Raw genomic sequence first — 20,235 nt, 5'->3', positions numbered from 1 at the left:
ATCGTCGCGTAATCCCTAATGCGGCAAGCATTGCGGGCGCGACGCTGTGCGCATACCATGACTTACCGTATACATAATCCTGGATCCAATCCAATGTATTCGAGGTAGCGCGCGCAACCGTAGCTGCCCACCCGGTCGAGACATGGGCATCTTCTAGGGGAAGTTGGCGTGCTGGATATCAAGGACTTGCGCGTAGGGTTCAGTGGTGTGCGCGTACTCAACGGGGCGTCGTTTGCGGTTCGCGGCAATACGATTACCGGATTGATCGGCCCCAATGGCGCCGGCAAGACCACGCTCTTCAACTGCGTGACGGGTCTATTGCCCACGATGCAGGGCGGCATCGTTTTCGACGGCGCACCGATCGCCGGGCTGGCCCCCGAACGCATCACGCAAGCCGGTCTGGTGCGCACTTTTCAACTGGCTCGCGGCTTTCCCCGCATGTCCGTCTTCGAACACCTGATGCTCTACGGCACCCGTCAGCCCGGCGAACGCCTGTGGTCGGCCTACTTCAATTCGCGCGCGGCGGCGCGCCGCGAAGCCGAGCTGCAGGAACGCGCCTGGCAGGTCGCCCGCCGCGTCAAGCTCGACCACGTGATCGACAACCTCGCCACCGATATCTCGGGCGGACAGAAGAAACTGCTCGAGATCGGCCGCGCACTGATGGCCGATCCCAAGATGATCCTGCTCGACGAGCCCATGGCCGGCGTCAATCCCACGTTATCGCGCGATATCGCCGCACAGCTCGTGTCGCTGCGCGACGAAGGGATGACGATCCTGCTGATCGAGCATGATCTGGAACTGGTGCGGATGATCTGCGATGAGGTCGTGGTGATGGCCGAAGGCACATTCCTCACGCGCGGCAGTTACGACGAGGTGGTGGCCGATACGCGTGTGCAGGAAGCGTATCTGGGCCATCGGCATGCGGTGGCGCCATGAGCGCCGAATGCGTGTTCAGCGCGCGTAATCTGGCCGGCGGCTACGCCCCCGGCGAGCGCATCGTGAAAGGTGTGGATCTCGACATCGCGGCCGGCGAACTGGTGGTGGTGATCGGTCCCAACGGCGCCGGCAAGTCCACGCTCCTGAAGTTGATCGCGGGGTTGCTCAGCCTGGCGGACGGCACGGTCGAACTCAAAGGCCAACTGCTCGCCGAACATTCGCCCATGGCGCGAGCCCGGGCCGGCGTGGGGTTCGTCCCGCAGGAGTACAACGTTTTCGCCGGCATGACGGTGCGCGAAAACCTGGAAATGGGGGCCTACCTGGATGGCCGCGACGCCGCCGCCCGGATCGATGAGATGTACACGCGCTTTCCGATCCTGGGCACCAAGCGCCGCGCCTTGGCCGGCACGCTTTCCGGCGGCCAGCGGCAGGTGGTTGCGATGGCGATCGCATTGATGGGCAAGCCCGATATCCTGCTGCTTGACGAACCGTCCGCGGGCCTCTCACCCGTCGCGTGCGATGTGTTGTTCGACACCATCGGCGAACTCGCGCGCAGCGGCCTCACGATCCTGATGATCGAACAGAATGCGCTGGCCGCGTTGGATATCGCCGACCGTGCGGTGGTGATGGTGAGCGGCGCCAAGCGCGCCGATGGCCGCGCCGCCGACCTTGCGCACGACCCCGACACCCGCCGTCTGTTTCTGGGCGGCTCGCCCGAACGCTCTCTCCCCGCTTGACCGTCCCCAAGGATTCGCGCCATGCCGACCCCTACGCCACGCCGTCGCTTTTTGAAGTTCTCCGCCTCCGGGCTGCTGTTGTCCGCGCAACCGCTGGCGTTGCAGCGCGCCTTCGCCCAATCGGGCGGCATCGCCATCGGTGCACTCTCGCCCCTGTCCGGTTCGGGCGCGCAGTATGGACCGCCGATGCAGAAAGCGATCGCCGCCGTGATCAAGGAAGTCAACGACGCCGGCGGCGTGCTGGGCAAGCGCATCAACCTCATCACCGAAGACTGCCAGACCAACCCCGAAGCCGCCGTGCGCGCGGCCCGCAAGCTGATCGACATCGATCATGTCTCGGCCATCATCGGCCTGTGGTCGTCGCCGGTGACGCAAGCCGCCGCCCCCTTGTGCTGGGAAAGCAAGACGGTGATTGCGTGCGCGTCGGGTGCCGATGGCCTCACCCTCCTGCCGCATCAGGGCTATCTCTTTCGCACCCAACCCACCACCACCTTGCAAGGGCGCAAGTTCGGCGAATTCGCCCTCAGCCAGAATGCGAAGAAGCTGGTGTATCTCACTCCGCAAACGCCGTTCGTGCAGTCGATGACCGACAACATCACGAAGGCCATTGCGTCGGCCGGCGGTACCGTCACGACCATCGTCTATGAAGACAAGAAAGCCACGTACCGCAGCGAAGTGGACCGCGCCCTGGCCGGCAAGCCCGACATGCTGATCCTGGGCGGATATGTGGCCGACACCGCCGTACTGGTCAAGGAAATCTATCGCGCCGGCTTCGAGGGCAAGATGGTGGCGTTCGCCTATGCCGTCAACAAACAGTTGATCGACTCGGTGCCGAAAGAAACCGTGGAAGGCATTTTCACGATCGCACCGTCGCCGGCAGAAGGCAGCGGCGCCTACACGCACCTCAAGCAACTCATCGGCCAGGACAATCCCGATCCCTACACCTGCCAGGCATTCGACCACGCCAACCTCGTCACCATGGCGATGGCGATCGCCAAGGATTCGAGCGGCGAAGCGATCAAGAACGCCATACGTCGCGTGGGCACGGCAGGCGGCGAGCCGGTGACCGACGCGGTCGCAGGCATCAAGGCGATCGCGGCCGGCAAGACCATCGACTACGTGGGCGCCAGCGGGCCCTGCAAGTTCACACCCATCGGCGATGTGGTGGACGCGCAATTCCGCTACGAGCAGATCAAAGCCGGCAAGCAAACGCTGCTCAAGATCGCATGACGGATCGCCGTGGTCACCTCAACCGGGAGCGGATGTGAACGAGTTTTTGCAGGCGCTCGTCAATGGCGTGATCTCGGCCGGTGCCATCGCGTTGCCGGCGGTGGGCCTGTCGATGATGTACGCCGTGCTGCGGTTTCCGAACTTCGCCGTGGCCGGCATCGCCAGCCTGGGTGCCTATGTCGCGTATCTGGCCAACTTCCATTTCGGCCTGCCCGCACTGGCGACGATCCCGATTGCCTTCGTGGGTGCGGGGATCGCAGGCGTGCTGTGCGACTGGCTCTGCATGCGGCGGCTGCGCGACAAGATGGGACCGGACGGCATGCTTACGGTGGCTATCGTGTCGATCGCCGTCATGATCGCCATCGAGTCGGCATTGCGCTTCACGTTCGGCAACGATCTGCGCAACTTCGATGTGCCGCTGATGCGCGACGTCACGGTCGTGGGCATGCGCGTCAGTCCGCAGCAGCTCTCCAATCTGGGCATCGCCGTGGGCGTGACCGTCGTCCTGTTCGCCTATTTTCGCTTCACGCGCATGGGCAAAGCCATGCGTGCGGTGGCCGACAATCCCATGCTTGCGCGCCTCAAAGGCATCGATCCGAAAACGATCGCGATCCTCACGATTTTCGTCGGCATGGGCCTGGCCGGGGTAGGCGGCACGTTGTTGGGGATCGACACCAGCATCGACCCGCTCACCGGCACGCGCTTTCTGCTGACGTTTTTCGCCGCCAGCGTGCTGGGCGGTCTATCCAGCCCGGCAGGGGCGGTGATCGGTGCCGTGGTCATCGGTGTGGCCGAGGAAGTGGCGCTCATCTGGCTCCCCAGCACCTATCGCAGCGCCATCGGCTTTCTGGCGATCTTTCTCTTTCTCACCTTCCGGCCGCAAGGCCTGATGGGTCAGCGTTGATGGGGCGCTCACGATGATCTCCTATCTTGCTTTCTCGCTCACGCTGGCCGCCGTCTATTGCCTGATGGCCTTGGGGCTGACGGTGATCTGGGGCTACACCGGCATGGTCAACCTCGGCATCGTCGGTTTCTTCGCCGTGGGGGCATATGCCTCCGCCATCGTCACCACGCAGCTCGGCTTGCCGATCTTCGTCGGCTGGATCGCAGCCTCGATCGCCGCAGCGCTGGCCGGTGTGGTGCTCACTTATGCCACGCGTGGGTTGCGGGGCGACTATCTCGCCATCGTCACACTGGGCTTTGCCGAAACCGTGCGACTGGTGGCACTGAACGAGCAGTGGCTCACGCGTGGCGCCGAAGGCATCTCGGGCATTCCGGGCCCCTTCAAGGCCCAGTTGGGAAGTTCGTTCAATATCGCCTACCTGATCGTGGCGTGGGTGATTGCCGGATACGCCGCATGGTCGCTGGCGCGGCTGGACAAGAGCCCGTTTGGCCGCGTGCTGCGCGCCATCCGCGACGACGATCTGGTGGCGCGCGTGGCCGGCAAGAATGTCGTGCGCTTCAAGCTCACTGCGTTTGCGATCGGGTCGGCATTGGCTGGGCTGGCCGGTGCCCTATACGCGCATTTCACGTCCTACTTCGCGCCGGACATCATCGCGCCGCTGCTGACCATCTATGTATTCCTCGCCGCTACGGCAGGCGGCAACACGCGTCCGATGGGCGCGATCGTGGGCGCGCTGGTCGTGATGCTGCTGCTGGAAGGCAGCCGTATCTTCACCACGGCAGCCCTGGGGCTGCCCGCTGTGCAGGCGGCTGCGCTACGCGACTTCATCATCGCCATCGCCCTTATCGTGATCCTGCAATGGCGGCCCAAGGGGCTGTTGCCCGAACGCATTCGCCCTGCGCCGCGCGCGAAGTAACGCGAGTGGGTCGAGCAAGACGGGAACGGCTGCAGAAACCCTTGGCCTCAGCGGCACATCAAAGCGACCGGCGGAAGACCCTGTTAGGATAGCGCCCGCAATACTTACATGCACCTTACGTTCATGGGCGCTGGGGATTGCGGTCTATCAATTGGAGTGGGTTGTATGTCGTTCTCGACGAAGTTTCTCGCAGGTCTGGTTCTCGCCGCTGCCGCACCGCTGGCCTCGGCCGCCGACACGTGTGCCATCGACGTGACGGGCAATGACGCCCTGAAGTTCAACACGGCGCAGATCACGGTTCCCGCCACCTGCAAAACCTTCACGATCAATCTGGCGCACATCGGCAAGATGCCCGCCGCCTCGATGGGTCACAACGTGGTCATCACGAAAACGGCCGATCTGGATGCCGTGGCCAAGGATGGCGCTGCGGTCAAGCCCGACCACGTCAAGGCCGTCGATACGCGCGTGATCGCCTTCACGAAAGTGATCGGCGGCGGCGAAACGACCTCGGTCACGTTCGATACCAGCAAGCTCGAAGCCGGTGGCGATTACAGCTTCTTCTGCTCGTTCCCCGGTCACTGGATGATCATGAAGGGCAAGATCGTCAAGAGCTGATCGGTATTCGCGGTCTTACAGGCCGTGATGTCGCCGGGGCCGCTGCGTGCGGCCCTTTTTATTGGGCGCACCGTTCAGCCCCGAGTCAAACACTTGTAGAAATGAGAATTGTTAGCAATAATGCGGCCTCATTGAAAGCTGAAGTCGAGGTTGTGCCCGAATGTCCACACGCAAACGCCCTGTCCGCCTCATGGGTGCGCCAGGGCTGATATTGGCCGCAGCGCTGATGGCAGTCGGCGTCTTCTGGTGGACCACGACCGACGCGACGACGTACGACACGCACGTCGTCAAACGCAGCGATATCGAAGCCACGGTGACGGCCATCGGCACGTTGCAGCCCCGGCGTTATGTGGATGTGGGCGCGCAAGTGTCCGGGCAGATCATGCGGCTTCACGTGCAGCCCGGCGACGCCGTCGAGCGTGGCAAGCTGATGGTGGAAATCGATCCCAGCGTGCAGCAAGCCACGGTGGACGCCGGACGCGCCGAGATCGCCGGCCTGCGCGCGCAACTCGCCGACGAACAGGCGCAGGCACGGCTCGCCAACCAACAACTGGCACGACAGCGCGCCATGGCACGCGAAGGTGCCACGCGCGAGGAAGACCTGCAGATGGCGCAAGCCACGGCTATATCGGCGCAGGCCCGCATCGATCACCTGCGCGCCCAGATCGACCGCACCCAAGCCACGCAGCGCGCCGAAGAAGCGCGGCTGGGTTACACGCGCATTTATGCGCCGATGGCCGGCACCGTGGTGTCGGTCGACGCACGCGAAGGGCAAACGCTCAACGCCACGTACCAGACGCCGAATATCCTGCGTATCGCGGATCTTTCGGGCATGACCGTGTGGACCGAGGTGTCCGAGGCCGATGTGCGGCGCGTGAAACCGGACATGCCGGTGTACTTCAGCACGCTGGGCGGCCAGAGCGACGCCACGCCCCGCCGCTGGGAAAGCCGGGTGCGTCAGGTGCTGCCGGCGCCGCCCAAGCCTGAGGGTGCCGCCAGCACCAGTGACAGCACCACCCCGGCAGCGGCCACCAAGGCCGTGGTCTACACGGTGCTCTTCGATGTCGACAACGCCGATGGCGAACTCATGCCGCAAATGACGGCACAGGTGTCGTTCATTACCGCGCTCGCGCGCGACACGATCGCCGTGCCGCTCTCCGCGCTCACGGCCGCGCCCGATGCACCGGGCCGCTACACCGCACGCGTGCTGGATGACGCCGGCCGCCCGCAAACGCGCAACGTGCACGTGGGCACCCGCAGCCGCCATCTTGCAGAGATCCTCGACGGGGTCGAGGCCGGCGATCGCCTGGTCACTGCCGAATCCACCGGCGACGGCGGCATGCGGTGGTTTCAGTGGTGAGCGTGCCACTGATCGAATTGCGCGGCATTCGCAAGCGTTACGGCGGCCGCGCGACCCGCGGCGACGCCCAACCGCCCGAAGTCGAAGTTCTGCACGGCATCGATCTGGACATTTACGCCGGCGAGTACGTGGCCATCATGGGCGCCTCGGGCTCCGGCAAATCGACGCTGATGCATGTGCTCGGCTGCCTGGATCGTCCAAGCGACGGTGTGTATCGCTTCAACGGTCACGACGTGGCCACGCTGGATGCCGACGCGCTGGCCTGGCTGCGGCGAGAGGCGTTCGGTTTCGTTTTTCAGGGCTATCACCTGATCGCCACCGAATCGGCAGGCGAGAACGTGGAAGTGCCCGCCATCTATGCGGGCATGTCGGAAGCGGCGCGCACGGCACGCTCCACCGCGTTGCTCGCGCGCCTGGGTCTTGCTGACAAACGGCACAACCGCCCCAACCAACTCTCCGGCGGGCAACAGCAGCGCGTGTCCATCGCGCGGGCATTGATGAACGGCGGCCAGATCATTCTGGCCGACGAGCCGACGGGCGCGCTCGACACCAAGAGCGGCGCCGATGTGATGCGCCTGTTGCGCGAACTCGCCGACGCCGGCCATACCCTGATCGTGATCACGCACGACCGCAATGTGGCCGCCCAGGCGCGGCGCGTGATCGAGATTCGCGACGGGTGCATCGTGGGGGATACGGGTGCCCACGCGGCTGCAAATGAGGGGCCGAGCGCGAGCACGCCCGAGCGTGTGGATGCCGAGACACCTGGCGCCGGCAGGCGCCCACCCATCGCCCTGCCCCTGCCCGATATCGCGCATGCCCACACGCAGGGCCATACCGGCGCCTCGCTGTGGGCCGATCTGCGCGAGGCGGCCCGCACCGCGTGGCGCGGCATGCGCTTGAACCGCTCGCGGACCGGCCTGACGTTGCTCGGCATCGTGATCGGCGTGGCCTCGGTGATCGTGATGCTGGCGGTGGGGGAAGGCGCCCGGCAAAAGGTGATGGCCGAACTGGGCACCATGGGCACCACCATCATGTACCTCGGCAGCCGCCCGCCCAGCACGGGCGGGCCGCGCGGCATGCTTACCGACGAAGATCTGGACGCCGTGCGCGCGTTACCCGAGATCGGCCATGTGATGCCCGTGATCGGCGACCCCATCACCGTGCGCTTCGGCCGGGCCGACAAGCAGATGTATGTGATGGCCGCCAGTCACATCATGCCCGAGGTGCATCGTTGGCAAGTGGCGCAAGGCCGCTACTACACCGATGCCGAAGACCGCGACCTGGCGCCCGTGGCCGTCATCGGCAGCAAAACGCACGCACACTTTTTCCCCGACGATCCCAGCCCGCTCGGCCGTCAGCTTCTGATCGGGAATTCGCCTTTCGAGATCGTCGGCGTCATGCAGGAGCGCGGCGCGGATTCCGGCGCGCAAGACTACGACGACATGGTGTTCATCCCCTACGATTCCGGTCGGGCACGCGTCTATCAGGCGCAGACGGAACCCGATTACGTGGTGGTCGAGGCCGCCAGCGCCGAGCTGGTGCAGGCCGCCGAGGCCGCCATGAAGAACGTGCTGCGCACACGCCATGGCCGTGAAGACTTCGGCGTGGGCAACGCGGCGGCGCGCCTGCAGGCCGAAGCCGCCACGCGCAGCGCGATGACGATGATGCTGGGATTGATCGCTGCCGTGTCGCTGGTGGTGGGTGGCATCGGCGTGATGAACGTGATGCTGATGACGGTGCGCGAACGCACCCGCGAGATCGGGATTCGGATGGCGACCGGGGCGCGGCAACGCGACATCTTGCGCCAGTTCCTGACCGAAGCCACCTTGCTGACGTTCGTGGGCGGCACGATCGGCGTGGTCGCCGGCCTCGCCATCGGCACGGTGCTGCGCCTATCGGGCGTGCCGGTGGTGTTCGCGGTCAGCGCCATGGCGGGCGCCTTTCTTTGCGCGGTGGCCACGGGTCTGATCTTCGGCTATATGCCCGCCAAAACCGCCGCGCGACTCGACCCCGTGGTCGCGCTCGCCGGAGAATGAAATGCGGCACATGATTCGTGCTTGGCGTTTGCGCGCAATACTGACCTCCCTCACCGGCATGGTCCTGCTGGCCGGTTGCAGCGTGGCGCGCGATCGCACGGCGGCCAGCCTGACGCTGCCGGCGGCCTATTCGGTGCAGACTGCAGCCGTATCGCTACCCGAACATCAGGCCGACTGGCGGCTATTCGGCAATGCCGAACTGGCCGAATTGATCGCCATGGCCAATACCGGCGCCTTCGATCTGGCTGCCGCCATGGCGCGCGTACGCCAGGCCGAAGCCTACGCCCGCATCGCCGGCGCCCCGCTGCTGCCGCAGGTCGATGCCACGGCGTCGGCCGGCCGCAGTCGTATTGACGACGACACGGCGTCAAGCTATGGCGCAGGCCTCTCGGCCAGCTATGAGATCGACGTCTGGGGCGGCAATGCCGCGGCCCGCGATGCCGCGCTGGCCTCGTTGGCCGCCACGCGATACGCCAGCGACACCGTGCAGCTCACGTTGGCTGCGAGCGTGGCCACCACCTGGATGCAAACCGTCGGCGCGCGTGAACGCACCGCCATCGCGCGCCTGAATCTCGAGGCCGCCGAACGGGTGCTTGCCTTGGTCGACACGCGCTGGCGCGCGGGCATGGCCACGCCGCTCGAACGGGCCCAGCAACGCGGGCTGGTCGCCACGCAGCGGCAGGCGCTCGCCGCACGCGAGCGCGAGGCGCGCGACGCGCAAGCCGCGCTGGCACTGTTGGTGGGACGTGCCCCGCAAGACCTGGTGGTGCGCACCGCGCGCTTGTATGCGATCGCCTCGACTGCGATCGCGCCCGGCGTGCCGGCCGATCTCCTGGCACGCCGTCCGGACGTGGCCTTTGCCGAACGCGCGCTTGCGGCGGCCGACGCCAACGTGGCCGTAGCCCGTGCCGCGCTCCTGCCGCGACTCACACTCACCGCCGGCGCAGGTGTGGGGCACGACCGGATACGGGGCCTCTTCGACAATCCGCTCTACAACCTGGCGGCCGGGCTCACCGCGCCCATCTTCGACGCCGGGCGATTGTCCGGCGCACGGGATTTTTCCCTGGCGCAACGCGAGGAACTGCTGGCGGATTATCGCGCTGCGATCGTCAATGCGATCGGCGATGTGGCGCTGGCATTGAATGCAATCGACGGGCTCGGCCACCAGCGCCAAGCGCAGGACGAGGCGTTGACGCAGGCGCGCGAAGCCGCCCGGCTGGCGGCATCGCGCTATCGGTTCGGCGCCGAAACGCTGTTGACCGTGCTGGACGCGCAACGCACGTTGTACGCCGCGCAGGATGATGCCGCCGTGCTGCGTCTGGCGCAACTGCAAGCCGATGTGGCGCTCTTCAAAGCCGCCGGCGGCGACTGGCGTGCCGGCGCGCCGCCAGCGGCTGCGGTAAGGGAAGCGCCTGCCTCTGCGGCTGACGAGCCGAAGGACGGCCCGGTGGCTGACGCCCGCTCACGCTCCCCCGCTACGCGCTGAGGGCGCGATCGCGCCCCAGATCCTTCGAGCGGTACAGCGCCGCATCCGCCTGCACCACCAGATCACGTAAACCCGGCGTGGCGATCGGTCCCTGCGCCACGCCGAGACTGATCGTGGTCGCGATCCCGGCATGATGCCGGGTCATCAACGCCGCAAACCGGGTGCGGATCGTTTCCGCCATCAGCAGTGCCTGCGCGCCATCGACGTTGGGCAGGACCACCAGAAACTCGTCTCCGCCGTGGCGCCCGGCGATGCCCTGGGTGCCGACCGCGCCGGAGATGGCATCGGCCACGCGCTGCAAAATCGTATCGCCCGTGGGATGACCGTGCGCATCGTTGACGGCCTTGAAATGGTCGACATCGATCACGATCACGGCGGCGTGCTGCTGCCCCTCAGGGTGCGCGGCCGCCACGATCCCGGCGATGTCGTGGCGCATCCCCTGCCGGTTGCGCAGGCCCGTCAGCGCATCGGAGTACGCCTGATCGCGCAGCTTCACGTGCTCACGTTCGAACGCCACCAGCAGCAAGGCCACCCCGCGCGCCAGCAGCAGCGGCGCACTGATCACGCTGATCCAATGCGCAGGGGTGGAGCCGGTGTCGAACAGCACCACGCTGCCCCAACCCGTGGCCAGCAGCGCCGCCCGGGTGGCGAAGGCCACCGCGCTGAAGGCAAACAGCCCGATCACCAGATATATCGACGGGATTTGTCTGGCGCGCGCCAAACGCCCCATCTCGAAGGCCACGATTGCATCGCACAGCCCGAACGTCAGGCAGAACACGGCCACCCGGACCGCGTACTGGGCCGGATCGGGAAAAACCACACCCAGCAGAACCGCAGCGGCAACCGCCACCGCGACGTGCGCAGCCACATGCGGCGGGCGTCCACAGAAATTTCTGACGCTGGCCACCTGCAGCACATAAGCGAGCATCGTGATGCCGTTGGCCGCGTGCACGGTAGACCAGCCGGCGATCGTGACCTGCAGGGCCGTCATCAATACGCCCACGCCCAGCGCCAACGCGCTCAGGCCCCAGCCCAGCAACCAGCCGTCGCTCTGGCGGCGGCGATAGGCGGCCACTTGCAGCAGCCCCATGAAAATGGAAGTGACCGCGGTCACGATGTAGACGGTTCGAAGATCGATCATGAAAAAGTGAACCGCACACTCGAGGTCGGGACGGCATGAAATGGGAAGACGTGCGTAAGCATAAGGCGTCGCGCCATCGCGCTGCGGCTGGTTTGTGCAGACGTGGCAGCGCCGCAACGGCAGAGGCGGCCGCTAGACTTTTCGGCCGGACTGTCGCAGGTGCGAAAAAAGCGTGCGCCGATGCGACGCGCGGTGTGCACGGCCGACGCGCGCACGCAATGAGATCAGCGCAGTTCCATCGTCGCGGCGATCACCCGGAAGGTCGGCATCAACTGCCGCCACGCATCCTTGGACAGCGTGGGTGGGCGCACGAGCGCCAGTGCGCCGAGATCGTCGGGCAGCTCGCCCTTGCAGGCAAACACGACACTGTTGGTCATGTCGTCATCCACCACTTCGATCATGGATGCGCCGAAGGCCGCGCGTACGCGACCCATGTACTCGTGATGATCGGGATGATTGACGTGAAAGTTCACGACCATCACGCCGTCGGGCTTGAGCACATCGCGGCAAGCGGCGTAGAAGGCGGCCGTGCACAGGGCATCGGGAATGCCGCCCTCGCCGAAGCCGTCCAGGAGCAACACATCGGCCGCCGGCTGGGCCTGCTGCATGTACGGGGCGGCATCGGCGTGGACCACGCGAAAGCGTGCGCTGTCGAGCGGCACCATGAATGCCTCGCGCAATGCGATGACGTCCGCATCGATTTCGATCACGTCGATCGTGGCGTCGGGCAGATAACGATGGCAGAACTTCGGGAGCGAACCGCCGCCCAGGCCCACCATCGTGATGTGGGCCGGCTGCGCATTGAAGAGCAGAAAACCCATCATCATCCGCGTGTACTCGAGATCCAGCGCATCGGGACTGAGCAGCGACATGCGGCTCTGGATTTCCTTTTGCGAGAAATGCAGTGCACGCGTGTTGCCCACGTTCTGCACGAAGGGGCGCGTGGGCGTGCCACGCGCATCGGCAGCGTCGCGGCGGGAGGTTTGCGGCGCAGCGGATGCGTCCGGAGCGTCGGGGGATGCGGCGTCAGGCATGCTGCGATGTTACACCGCCATGCCGGCCTCGAAGCCCTCCCGCGTGGCATCCACCACGCCGCGTGCGACGCGGCAATCGCCCACCGATCGCACCTTTACGCCATGCGCGCGCAGCGGTCCCATCAACGCATCATTGGGCGTGCGCGGCGTGGCAAACGAAAAGAACGCCACGTTGTCGATACGGCCCACCTCCCCGCCATACACGTGCTCGAGCGTCATCGTGCCGGTGTCTTCGAACGCGTCGTTCCACTGCGGTTCGCACAGCGTGCGAACCTCGATGCCCATCTGATGAAATCGCCGATGGATGGTCTGACGGGTCACGAGTGGTGTTTCCTGCGCAATGCTCTCGCGCGGCGTGACCACCACGGCACGCTCGAAGCGCGCATGCAGCAGCTCGGCACAGGCATAGACGCCTTCGGTCTGATCCATATCCAGCAGTACCGCCACGCCGGGTTGGCGGGTGGTGAGCGTCAATACGTCCGCGATCGCCTCGCGAATGTCCAGCACCAGACCGTCGCCGCGCAGCGACGCGGGCAGCATGGGTGGCCACACCATCGTGGCGCCCGTGGCCAGCACGACCTCATCCGGCTCGCAGGCCAGCACCCGCGCGAGATCGGCCGACCGGCCAAGTTCGAACACCACACCCGCCTTCACCGCCTCGGCATATTGATAGTCATACACGCTGCTGAGCGACTCACTGCTGGGCAACGCGGCATGCACGCGCGTTTTCCCGCCCACCTCGGCGGACGCCCCCAGCACCGTGACGCGATGGCCGCGCCGCGCGGCCGTCCACGCCGCTTCAAGCCCCGCGATTCCTGCGCCCACGACCACCACATGATGCGCGGCCGCGGGGGCCGCAACCTGCGGCCGCCACAGCACTTCATACTCCGTGGCCACGCGCGGATTGTTGTCGCACTGAATGGGACGGTGGCCGATCACGACGTTCCAGCAGGTGTTGGCGTTCAGGCAGTAACGGATATCGCGCGCCCGCCCGGCCTGTGCCTTCAGCGGCCAGGTGGGATCGGTGATCAACGGTCGGCCCAGCCCGATCAGATCGGCATCGCCATGCGCCAGGATGCCTTCCGCCTCCGCCGGATCGGTGATGCGCCCAAGCGCCATCACCGGCACATCGGGCACCGCCGCCCGCAGCGCGCGCGTCAGTCCCACATAGGGCACGCGCGGATAGGTATCGTTGGGGATGTGCATCTCGAGGCTGCGATGATGTGCCCCCTGTGCCAGGCAAAGATAGTGGGCATGCCCGGTATCGGCGAGCCGGCGGGCGATCCGCAGCGACAAGGCCGGATCGATCCCGCCGGGCACACCATCGTCGCCCGGCAGCTTCAACCCCAGAATGAAATCGCGCCCGCACGCATCGTGAAGCCGCGCCATCAACAGCACCATGAAGCGCATGCGGCCATCGAAGTCGCCACCGTAGGCGTCATCCCGGCGATTCGACCACGGCGACATGAACTGATGGAAGAGATGCCCGTGGCCGGCCGAGAGTTCCACGCCGCTGAAACCGCAGCGTTTGAGCCGCAGCGCGGTCTGGGTCAGATCATCGATGAACCACGCGATCTCATCGGCCGTCATCACATGCGGCATCGTCCAGCTCAGGTCGTCCGGCAGCGGCGATGCGCCGATGGCCGCAAAATTGCGGCCCGGTTCGTGCCGGCCCCGGCCGCCGTCCTGGAGTTGCCCCAGCAGCCGGCAATCTTCGCCCTCGACCGCCGCGGCCCAGCGCTGCAGGCCGTCGAGATTGCTGTCGTCGAATGCGCGTACGCGCAGGGCGCCGAGTTGGTGGCGTGCCGCGCCCAGCGGCTCGGTCACGACTGCAGCCGCCCCTCCTTTGGCACGGTTCGCGTAGTACAGGATCTGCCGATCCGTCACTTGAGAATCCTTCGCCAGCGAGGTTGAAATGGATGCATGCACGATGCGGTTGCGCAATGGCCGGCCGGCCAATGCAAACGCGCTGAACAACGTGGGATAGGCAGCATCGCCCTTGGCATCGGCAGGGTGTGTCATTGCAGTTGCAGCCCCGCTTGCTTGATGATGGTGGCCCACTGCTGCACTTCGCTGTCGAACCGTGCCTGGAAGGCCGGCTGGTCACCGCCCAGTGGCGTCGCGTTCAACGCCTTGAGCCGCGCCTGAAGCTCGGGCGTTTTGAGCGCATCGTTGACGGCGCGATTCAACGTGTCCACCACGTTTTGCGGCACGGCGGCCGGCGCCATCAAGCCCCACCACACGCCCACCTCCATCTTGGGGTAGCCCGCCTCGGCAAAGGTCGGCACGTCGGGAAACATGGGCGAGCGCCTGGTGTCGGCCACGGCGAGCGCCCGCATGCGATTGCCCTGCAGATGCGGCGCCGCGTTCAGCATATTGGTGGTGACCATATTGAGACGTCCCCCCATCAGATCCGTCATCGCGGCCGCACCGCCGCTATAGGGCACCGAGATCATCTGGATCTTGGCCTGCCCCAGGAACATCTCCGAGGCCAGATGCTCCGAGGTCGTGCCGTTGCCGCCATGCCCGTAGGTCAGTTCGCCCGGCTTCTTCTGCGCCATCTGCACCAGATCGTTCAGCGATTTCGCGGGCGAATCGGTGGGCACCAGCAATACGCTGGGTGCCGAACCCACCAGCGCGATCGGCTTCAAGCCCCGCACCGGGTCGTACTGCAGTTCCTTATAGAGACTGCCGGCGGCGGCGCGCGACGGCTCGCCCATCAGCAAGGTGTAGCCGTCGGCCGTGGCACGGGCGACGTAGGCACTGGCGATATTGCCGCCGGCACCCGGCCGGTTCTCGACGATGAAGGTCTGGTGCAGTTGCCTGGACAGCGCCTCGCCGGTGGTGCGCGCGATCACGTCCACCGCGCCACCCGGCGCATACGGCACGATGATCGTCACAGCCCGGCTTGGATATTTCGGGGGATCGGACGCCGCCTGGGCATGCGCCGCCGCGACGAGCGATAAGCCGCACAGGGCGGCCTTGAGGATAGTCATGGTTTGTCTCCAACGTCTTTATCGTTTTGTTGTGTGCGCCCTTGCCCTGCAACGCGATCGACTGGCGCCTGGCGATCGATCCCGTTCCTGCGTGTAAGCGTGACGACGCCGCGTTCGATGCTGTGCCGATCGCAGTCGATGAATGCAGAGGGGTGACGTCACCGCGCCTGTCCTCTCAGGCGCGGCCAGGATCCTGAACGGCTGTCCTCCCAGCCGGAGATCCTGTTGTTCGAAATCAGGCGAGGGCCATCACCGCGCCCGTCTGTGCGTGAGCCTACGCACCGGGCTCCTCGCCCGGGCGCACCAGCAGGCGCGATCCGGCTTGTTCGAGGTGATTGCGCATGGCGGTTTCAGCCGCCACGGGGTCGCCGGCCAGCACGGCGGCCACGACCTGCCGGTGCTCGGCCATCGACGCGCGCTGGTATTCCGCATCGATCGCGGCGCGAAACTGCAGCCGCACCAATGGAATGCGCATCTGATCGAGTGTGGTCTTGAGTTGCGCGTTTTGGGAAAAATCCACCAGCACCTGGTGGAACAGGCGATTGGCCTCGGGGAACGACATGCCCGGTGGGGGCAACGTGCTCAGCCCGACATCGGCCAGGGCCTGCGCAAACGCTTCCGGCGCCTGCTGCGCGCGCACCCGTTCGGCGCAGGTGCGTGCAGCCAGTCCCTCGAGGGTTTCGCACATGCGAAACAGATCGACCAGCTCCTTGTGCGACAGGCGTTTGACGATTGCGCCGCGATTGGGCACGAGCTCGACCACGCCTTCCGCAGCCAGCCGGCGCAGCGCCTCACGCACTGGACCGCGGCTGGAGCCGAACGATGCGATCAGATCGTTCTCGATCAGGCGTTGCCCGGGGGCATAAAACCCGTCGAGGATGGCATCGCGCAACTGCGCCACCACCACCGCACTCATATTGCCGGGCCGGGTGCCTGATACCGGGGAACTCTCCACCATTGCCATCGTTCTTCCTTAATGCGCTTGAAGCCATTAAACTATTAACAGTTTTGTAGCGCAATAGTGTTTACGATAAATCAACGAGGAGACATGATGGCCAACAGCCGCTCGATTTACCTGGTGCTCGATATGGAAAACGACCTCGTCCACGACGACGGCCCGAATGGCACATCCGAACTGGGCAATCAGGTGCGCACGCGCGGCATTCTCGCGCGCACCTCGAAGGCGATCGCGCAGGCGCGCGCCGCCGGGCTGCCGATCGGGTTCGTCACGGTGGGCTTCAAGACGGGATATCCGGAGTGCCCGGCAGGATCGCCGCTCTTCGCGGGCGCGCCCAAGCATGGGCTATTTCAATTGGGTGCCTGGGGTACCGAGGTGCATCCCGATCTCGATCGCCAGCCCGGCGACCTCGATATCGTCAAGCATCGGGTGAGCCCCTTCTATGCCACCACGCTCGAAGCGCAATTGCGCGCCCAGAAGATCGAGCGCATCTATTGCTCGGGCGTATCCACACAAGCCGTGGTGCAAGCCACCGTGCGCGATGGCCACGATCGCGATTACGAGATGATCGTGCTGGAAGACGCGTGCGCCGCGCATTCGGCGCAAGAGCACGTCAACTCGATCGACAGTCTTCGGCTCTTCTGCAAGATCACCACGACCGATGAGGTGGTGTTCGAACGCTGAATGAACTGGCGGGCGTATCGCACGCCCGCCAGCATCGGCGCCGCTGGCCGCATTGCCGTCAGATCAACGCAGTGCGGCTGGAAACAGCGCTGTTGGAGGCGTCACGGTCAGAACCGGTGACGTATCCCGGTGGCCACCACCGTATCGGTCACGCCGTCATGAAACGCGTAGTTGTCGGCATACGACGCATACACGTACAGGTTGGTGCGCTTGGTGAGGTTGTGCGTTGCGCCCAACGCATACACGTTGAACGTCTTGTCATCACCCGTCAACGTGGCGTTGTTGGGTGCGGCGCGTTGCCACGAACTGAACACGCTGGTGATCGCCCCCACCGGCACCGTCACACCCAGCATGGTCGAGTTGGCGCGAAAGCCGTTGCGCAACTTGAACGTGCCAAGGTCGCTGTAGTCGCCGCCGGGGCTGCTGTTGAGCGATTGGCCGATGAACCAGCCATCACGCGTCTGGCTGAATGCCGCCGCAATCTTCACGATCTCGAAGTTGTACGTGCCGCCCAGGCTCCATTCCTGCAGGCGCGCGGGCGATTGACCGCCCGTGGCTGCGTTCGTGGGGTTCAGACGATCGTACGATGCCGCCAGGTAAACGGGACCGTTTTCATACGACAGCCCGGTGGTGATGGCACGGTTGTTGTCGCCCGTGGCGAAGCCCGTATTCTGACCATCGTTCGTGGTGCGCGAGGTATCGGCGTTGAACGAATAGCCCACACCGAAATTGAAGCCGCCCACCGTGGGCATCTGGTACATCACCAGATTATCCAGGCGCATGGTGTTCAACGCCCCCATGGTGGTGCCCATGTTGGCGCTATTGAAGCTGATGGCAAAGGGGTCGACCGCCCCCATCACCTTCGTGCCCATGCTGGTCTGGCGCCCGAACTCGAGCTTGCCCCAGGTTTGCGATGCCAGGCCGAGCGTGGCCTGACGACCGAACAGTCGGCCGCCTTGCAGTGCACGGCCATCGGTGGGCCCGAAGCCGTTTTCCAGCGTGAAGATGGCCGACAAGCCGTCGCCAAGATCTTCCTTGCCGCGAATACCGAAGCGCGAGCCGCTTTGCGTGCCCTGCACTTGGCCGATACGCGAGGCCTTGTAGCCGTCGCCTTTGATGCGTTCGTAACCCACGCCCACATCGAGCAAGCCGTAAAGCGTCACGGAAGTTTCGGCGTGTGCCACGCCCGTAAACCCGGTGACCAAGGCCAGCGCGAGGAGAGTCTGTTTCATGATTGTTCCAGTGGAGATAAAAGAGCCGGCGGGTGCTGCCCGATTGCCGGGCAGACCAAGTGTCGAGCTATTTCCAGCTGGGATAAACCGCGATTTTGGCGAACTTATTTGCACCCATGGGACAGTGGCCGAGCGCCAGGATCTGCCGGCAGGCAAGGCCGCGCAGGTAACGCCCCGCATTCAGCCGGCGTACCGCGCGGGAATCAACGTGCCTTGGGCGGGTAGTCGAGTTCGCCGAAGGTGTAATTGCCCGACGCCTTGGCTTGCGCAAGTTCAGCGCGCACGTCGTCGCGCGACTTGCCGGTCGTGGTGGCGAAGGGCTTGGGCGGATAAGCGAGTTCGCCGAAGGTGTATTGACCGTCGGCCTTGGCTTGTTGCAATTCAGCTTGCACCTGGTCGACCGACTTCTCGCTGCGCTGTTGAATCGCAGGCGGATAGTCGAGCTCGCCAAAGGTGTATTCGCCGGTGGCCTTGGCTTGTTGCAGTTCGGCGTTGACTTGATCGCGGGTCATGCCGTCAGCATACGCGGCGCTGGCGCCAACGAGGGTTACGGATAGCATCAGGGCAGTTGCCAGGGTTTTCATAGTGCCTCCAGTCTTGGCTTGCCGTCTGTTCGCCATGAGCACAATTGCAAGCATGGTGACGTGACAGGCGTGTTGCAGTGACCGAAGTATGCGTCGCCAGAGCATTAGTAAAAACCCTTAATTTGGCGAAGTTATTTCCATATATGGGATAAATGCGTTTTCCCCTCGTGTGGGCGCCCTCAGGGTGTTCCCTGATACCGCCCATCCGATGTCGGCTAGATCGAAGATCCTTATCATAACAACGGACTACGTTCTTTTTGTGGCGGATTCGAGACACGCCGATGTGCTCGCTGACGGGCCGCTGAACCGTCCTCCCATCATTTCCGATTGAATTTCACGGCGAGGGAATGGCCTACAATTATCCCGTGAATGGAAAATTGAATCGCACAGTAATGGACGTCCAACTCAACGATATTGCCTTGTATGTCGAGGTCGCCAAACGCAAGAACTTCAGTCGCGCCGCTCAGGCGCTCGACATCCCCACCTCCACCCTTTCGCGTCGCGTGAGCGAGCTGGAACGCGGCATCGGCATGCGGTTGCTCAATCGCAGCACCCGCCGTATCGACCTGACCGAAGCCGGCAAGATCTACTACGAGCGCTGCCGCCATCTGGTGGATGAAGCGCGCGTGGCGCACGAGCAACTTGCCTCGCTGTCCGGGCAGCCGAAAGGCAAGTTGCGCATCTCGATCTCGACGAGCCTGGCGCAGCTTTTCCTGCCGGCGGTAATGGGCGCCTTTGCCCAGACGTATCCCGACATCGAATGCGATTTCGATCTGAGCGCCCGCGCGATCGACCCGATCTCCAACCCCTTCGACGTGGCCTTGCGCTTCGGGGCGCAACCCGACTCGAATCTGATCGCGCGCCGCCTGGTGCTGATGCCCAATCAGCTCTACGCATCGCCCGACTACCTCGCCGTGCATGGCGTGCCGCGCGTACCGCAGGATCTGGTGCATCACCAATGCTTGCGCCAGACGCGCAGCAAGGAGCCTTCGGTGTGGGCATTGCACAACGGCGATACCGTCGAACGCGTGGATGTGGCTGGGCAGATATCCGCCAGCCACGCCGGGGTGCTGGGGCGGCTGGCCAGCAGCGGCATGGGCATCACCTCGCTGCCGGTGTTCGACGCCATGCGGCGTGCCATCGAACAATCCGGATTGGTGCGCGTGCTGCCCGAGTGGCATCTATCGCCCATTCCGCTCTATGCCTTGCTGCCCACCCGCACGCCGCCGGCGAAGACCACGGCGTTTCTGGATTTCATCGAGCCGCATCTGCACGACTCGAGCGCGGCCGCCGTTGCGGCCTAAGTAGCGTATAACTGCCGGGCCTGCCACGCCATTGCGCGCGGCATCCTCACACAACGCTCGATCTCACACGGCCCGCGCATCG

General features: G+C 65.0%; 18 protein-coding genes. 11 read left to right on the top strand and 7 right to left on the bottom strand.

The window, feature by feature from the left end; genetic code table 11:
* The first annotated feature begins 168 nt into the window (after nucleotides 1-168).
* From EYW45_RS05265 to EYW45_RS05225, 9 genes are all read left to right on the top strand, one after another.
* On the top strand, nucleotides 169-936 hold the full coding sequence (locus EYW45_RS05265; RefSeq protein WP_161134299.1) for an ABC transporter ATP-binding protein: 768 nt from the start codon (nucleotides 169-171) through the stop codon (nucleotides 934-936).
* On the top strand, nucleotides 933-1,673 hold the full coding sequence (locus tag EYW45_RS05260; RefSeq protein ID WP_161134298.1) for an ABC transporter ATP-binding protein: 741 nt from the start codon (nucleotides 933-935) through the stop codon (nucleotides 1,671-1,673). Before EYW45_RS05265 ends, EYW45_RS05260 begins: the two co-directional genes overlap by 4 nt.
* A gap of 21 nt (nucleotides 1,674-1,694) precedes the next feature.
* Nucleotides 1,695-2,903 carry an ABC transporter substrate-binding protein gene (locus tag EYW45_RS05255; RefSeq protein ID WP_161134297.1) on the top strand — a complete coding sequence of 403 codons (1,209 nt, stop codon included), beginning with the start codon at nucleotides 1,695-1,697 and terminating at the stop codon, nucleotides 2,901-2,903.
* A 34-nt stretch (nucleotides 2,904-2,937) separates the two neighbouring features.
* Nucleotides 2,938-3,807, top strand: coding sequence for a branched-chain amino acid ABC transporter permease (locus EYW45_RS05250; RefSeq protein ID WP_202444584.1), 870 nt, complete (start codon nucleotides 2,938-2,940; stop codon nucleotides 3,805-3,807).
* Between the two features lie 13 nt (nucleotides 3,808-3,820).
* Complete coding sequence (locus EYW45_RS05245) at nucleotides 3,821-4,723, top strand: branched-chain amino acid ABC transporter permease (protein ID WP_161134295.1); 903 nt, start codon at nucleotides 3,821-3,823, stop codon at nucleotides 4,721-4,723.
* A 165-nt stretch (nucleotides 4,724-4,888) separates the two neighbouring features.
* Nucleotides 4,889-5,338: an azurin gene (gene azu / locus EYW45_RS05240; protein WP_161134294.1), complete on the top strand. Its 450-nt coding sequence runs from the start codon at nucleotides 4,889-4,891 to the stop codon at nucleotides 5,336-5,338.
* A 160-nt stretch (nucleotides 5,339-5,498) separates the two neighbouring features.
* Nucleotides 5,499-6,698, top strand: coding sequence for an efflux RND transporter periplasmic adaptor subunit (locus EYW45_RS05235; RefSeq protein WP_161134293.1), 1,200 nt, complete (start codon nucleotides 5,499-5,501; stop codon nucleotides 6,696-6,698).
* Nucleotides 6,692-8,734, top strand: coding sequence for an ABC transporter permease (locus EYW45_RS05230; protein ID WP_161134613.1), 2,043 nt, complete (start codon nucleotides 6,692-6,694; stop codon nucleotides 8,732-8,734). Before EYW45_RS05235 ends, EYW45_RS05230 begins: the two co-directional genes overlap by 7 nt.
* A gap of 10 nt (nucleotides 8,735-8,744) precedes the next feature.
* Nucleotides 8,745-10,220 carry an efflux transporter outer membrane subunit gene (locus EYW45_RS05225; protein ID WP_202444583.1) on the top strand — a complete coding sequence of 492 codons (1,476 nt, stop codon included), beginning with the start codon at nucleotides 8,745-8,747 and terminating at the stop codon, nucleotides 10,218-10,220.
* On the opposite strand, the gene EYW45_RS05220 is transcribed toward EYW45_RS05225, so the two are convergent.
* The 5 genes from EYW45_RS05220 to EYW45_RS05200 all read right to left on the bottom strand — a co-directional run bounded on the left by EYW45_RS05220 (nucleotide 10,210) and on the right by EYW45_RS05200 (nucleotide 16,349).
* Nucleotides 10,210-11,361: a GGDEF domain-containing protein gene (locus EYW45_RS05220; protein ID WP_161134291.1), complete on the bottom strand. Its 1,152-nt coding sequence runs from the start codon at nucleotides 11,359-11,361 to the stop codon at nucleotides 10,210-10,212. The two genes, EYW45_RS05225 and EYW45_RS05220, sit on opposite strands and share 11 nt — an antisense overlap.
* A 224-nt stretch (nucleotides 11,362-11,585) precedes the next feature.
* A complete protein-coding gene (locus tag EYW45_RS05215) occupies nucleotides 11,586-12,395 on the bottom strand; it encodes a fused MFS/spermidine synthase (RefSeq protein ID WP_161134290.1) in 810 nt (269 codons plus the stop codon).
* A gap of 9 nt (nucleotides 12,396-12,404) precedes the next feature.
* The gene (locus EYW45_RS05210) at nucleotides 12,405-14,417 is read right to left on the bottom strand and encodes an oxidoreductase (RefSeq protein ID WP_161134289.1); all 2,013 of its coding nucleotides are present in this window, start codon (nucleotides 14,415-14,417) and stop codon (nucleotides 12,405-12,407) included.
* Entirely contained in the window at nucleotides 14,414-15,391 is a 978-nt protein-coding gene (locus tag EYW45_RS05205; RefSeq protein ID WP_161134288.1) for a Bug family tripartite tricarboxylate transporter substrate binding protein, read from the bottom strand. The genes EYW45_RS05210 and EYW45_RS05205 overlap by 4 nt, the downstream gene beginning before the upstream one ends.
* 274 nt (nucleotides 15,392-15,665) lie before the next feature.
* Nucleotides 15,666-16,349, bottom strand: a complete 684-nt coding sequence (locus EYW45_RS05200; RefSeq protein ID WP_161134287.1) for a GntR family transcriptional regulator — start codon at nucleotides 16,347-16,349, stop codon at nucleotides 15,666-15,668.
* A gap of 90 nt (nucleotides 16,350-16,439) precedes the next feature.
* On the opposite strand from EYW45_RS05200, the gene EYW45_RS05195 reads away from it, so the two are divergent.
* The gene (locus tag EYW45_RS05195) at nucleotides 16,440-17,033 is read left to right on the top strand and encodes a cysteine hydrolase (RefSeq protein ID WP_235938854.1); all 594 of its coding nucleotides are present in this window, start codon (nucleotides 16,440-16,442) and stop codon (nucleotides 17,031-17,033) included.
* A 107-nt stretch (nucleotides 17,034-17,140) separates the two neighbouring features.
* Here EYW45_RS05195 and EYW45_RS05190 read toward each other — a convergent pair whose 3' ends face one another.
* Nucleotides 17,141-18,265 carry a porin gene (locus EYW45_RS05190; protein WP_161134286.1) on the bottom strand — a complete coding sequence of 375 codons (1,125 nt, stop codon included), beginning with the start codon at nucleotides 18,263-18,265 and terminating at the stop codon, nucleotides 17,141-17,143.
* A 203-nt stretch (nucleotides 18,266-18,468) separates the two neighbouring features.
* Nucleotides 18,469-18,849 carry a DUF4148 domain-containing protein gene (locus tag EYW45_RS05185; RefSeq protein ID WP_161134285.1) on the bottom strand — a complete coding sequence of 127 codons (381 nt, stop codon included), beginning with the start codon at nucleotides 18,847-18,849 and terminating at the stop codon, nucleotides 18,469-18,471.
* A gap of 392 nt (nucleotides 18,850-19,241) precedes the next feature.
* On the opposite strand from EYW45_RS05185, the gene EYW45_RS05180 reads away from it, so the two are divergent.
* A complete protein-coding gene (locus EYW45_RS05180; protein WP_161134611.1) occupies nucleotides 19,242-20,153 on the top strand; it encodes a LysR family transcriptional regulator in 912 nt (303 codons plus the stop codon).
* Nucleotides 20,154-20,235 lie beyond the last annotated feature (82 nt).

The organism is Schauerella aestuarii (genome assembly GCF_009866805.1).
Lineage (GTDB): Bacteria > Pseudomonadota > Gammaproteobacteria > Burkholderiales > Burkholderiaceae_B > Schauerella > Schauerella aestuarii.
The sequence above is the reverse complement of the archived record's forward strand: the minus strand, read 5'-3'. Positions and strand labels throughout refer to the sequence as shown.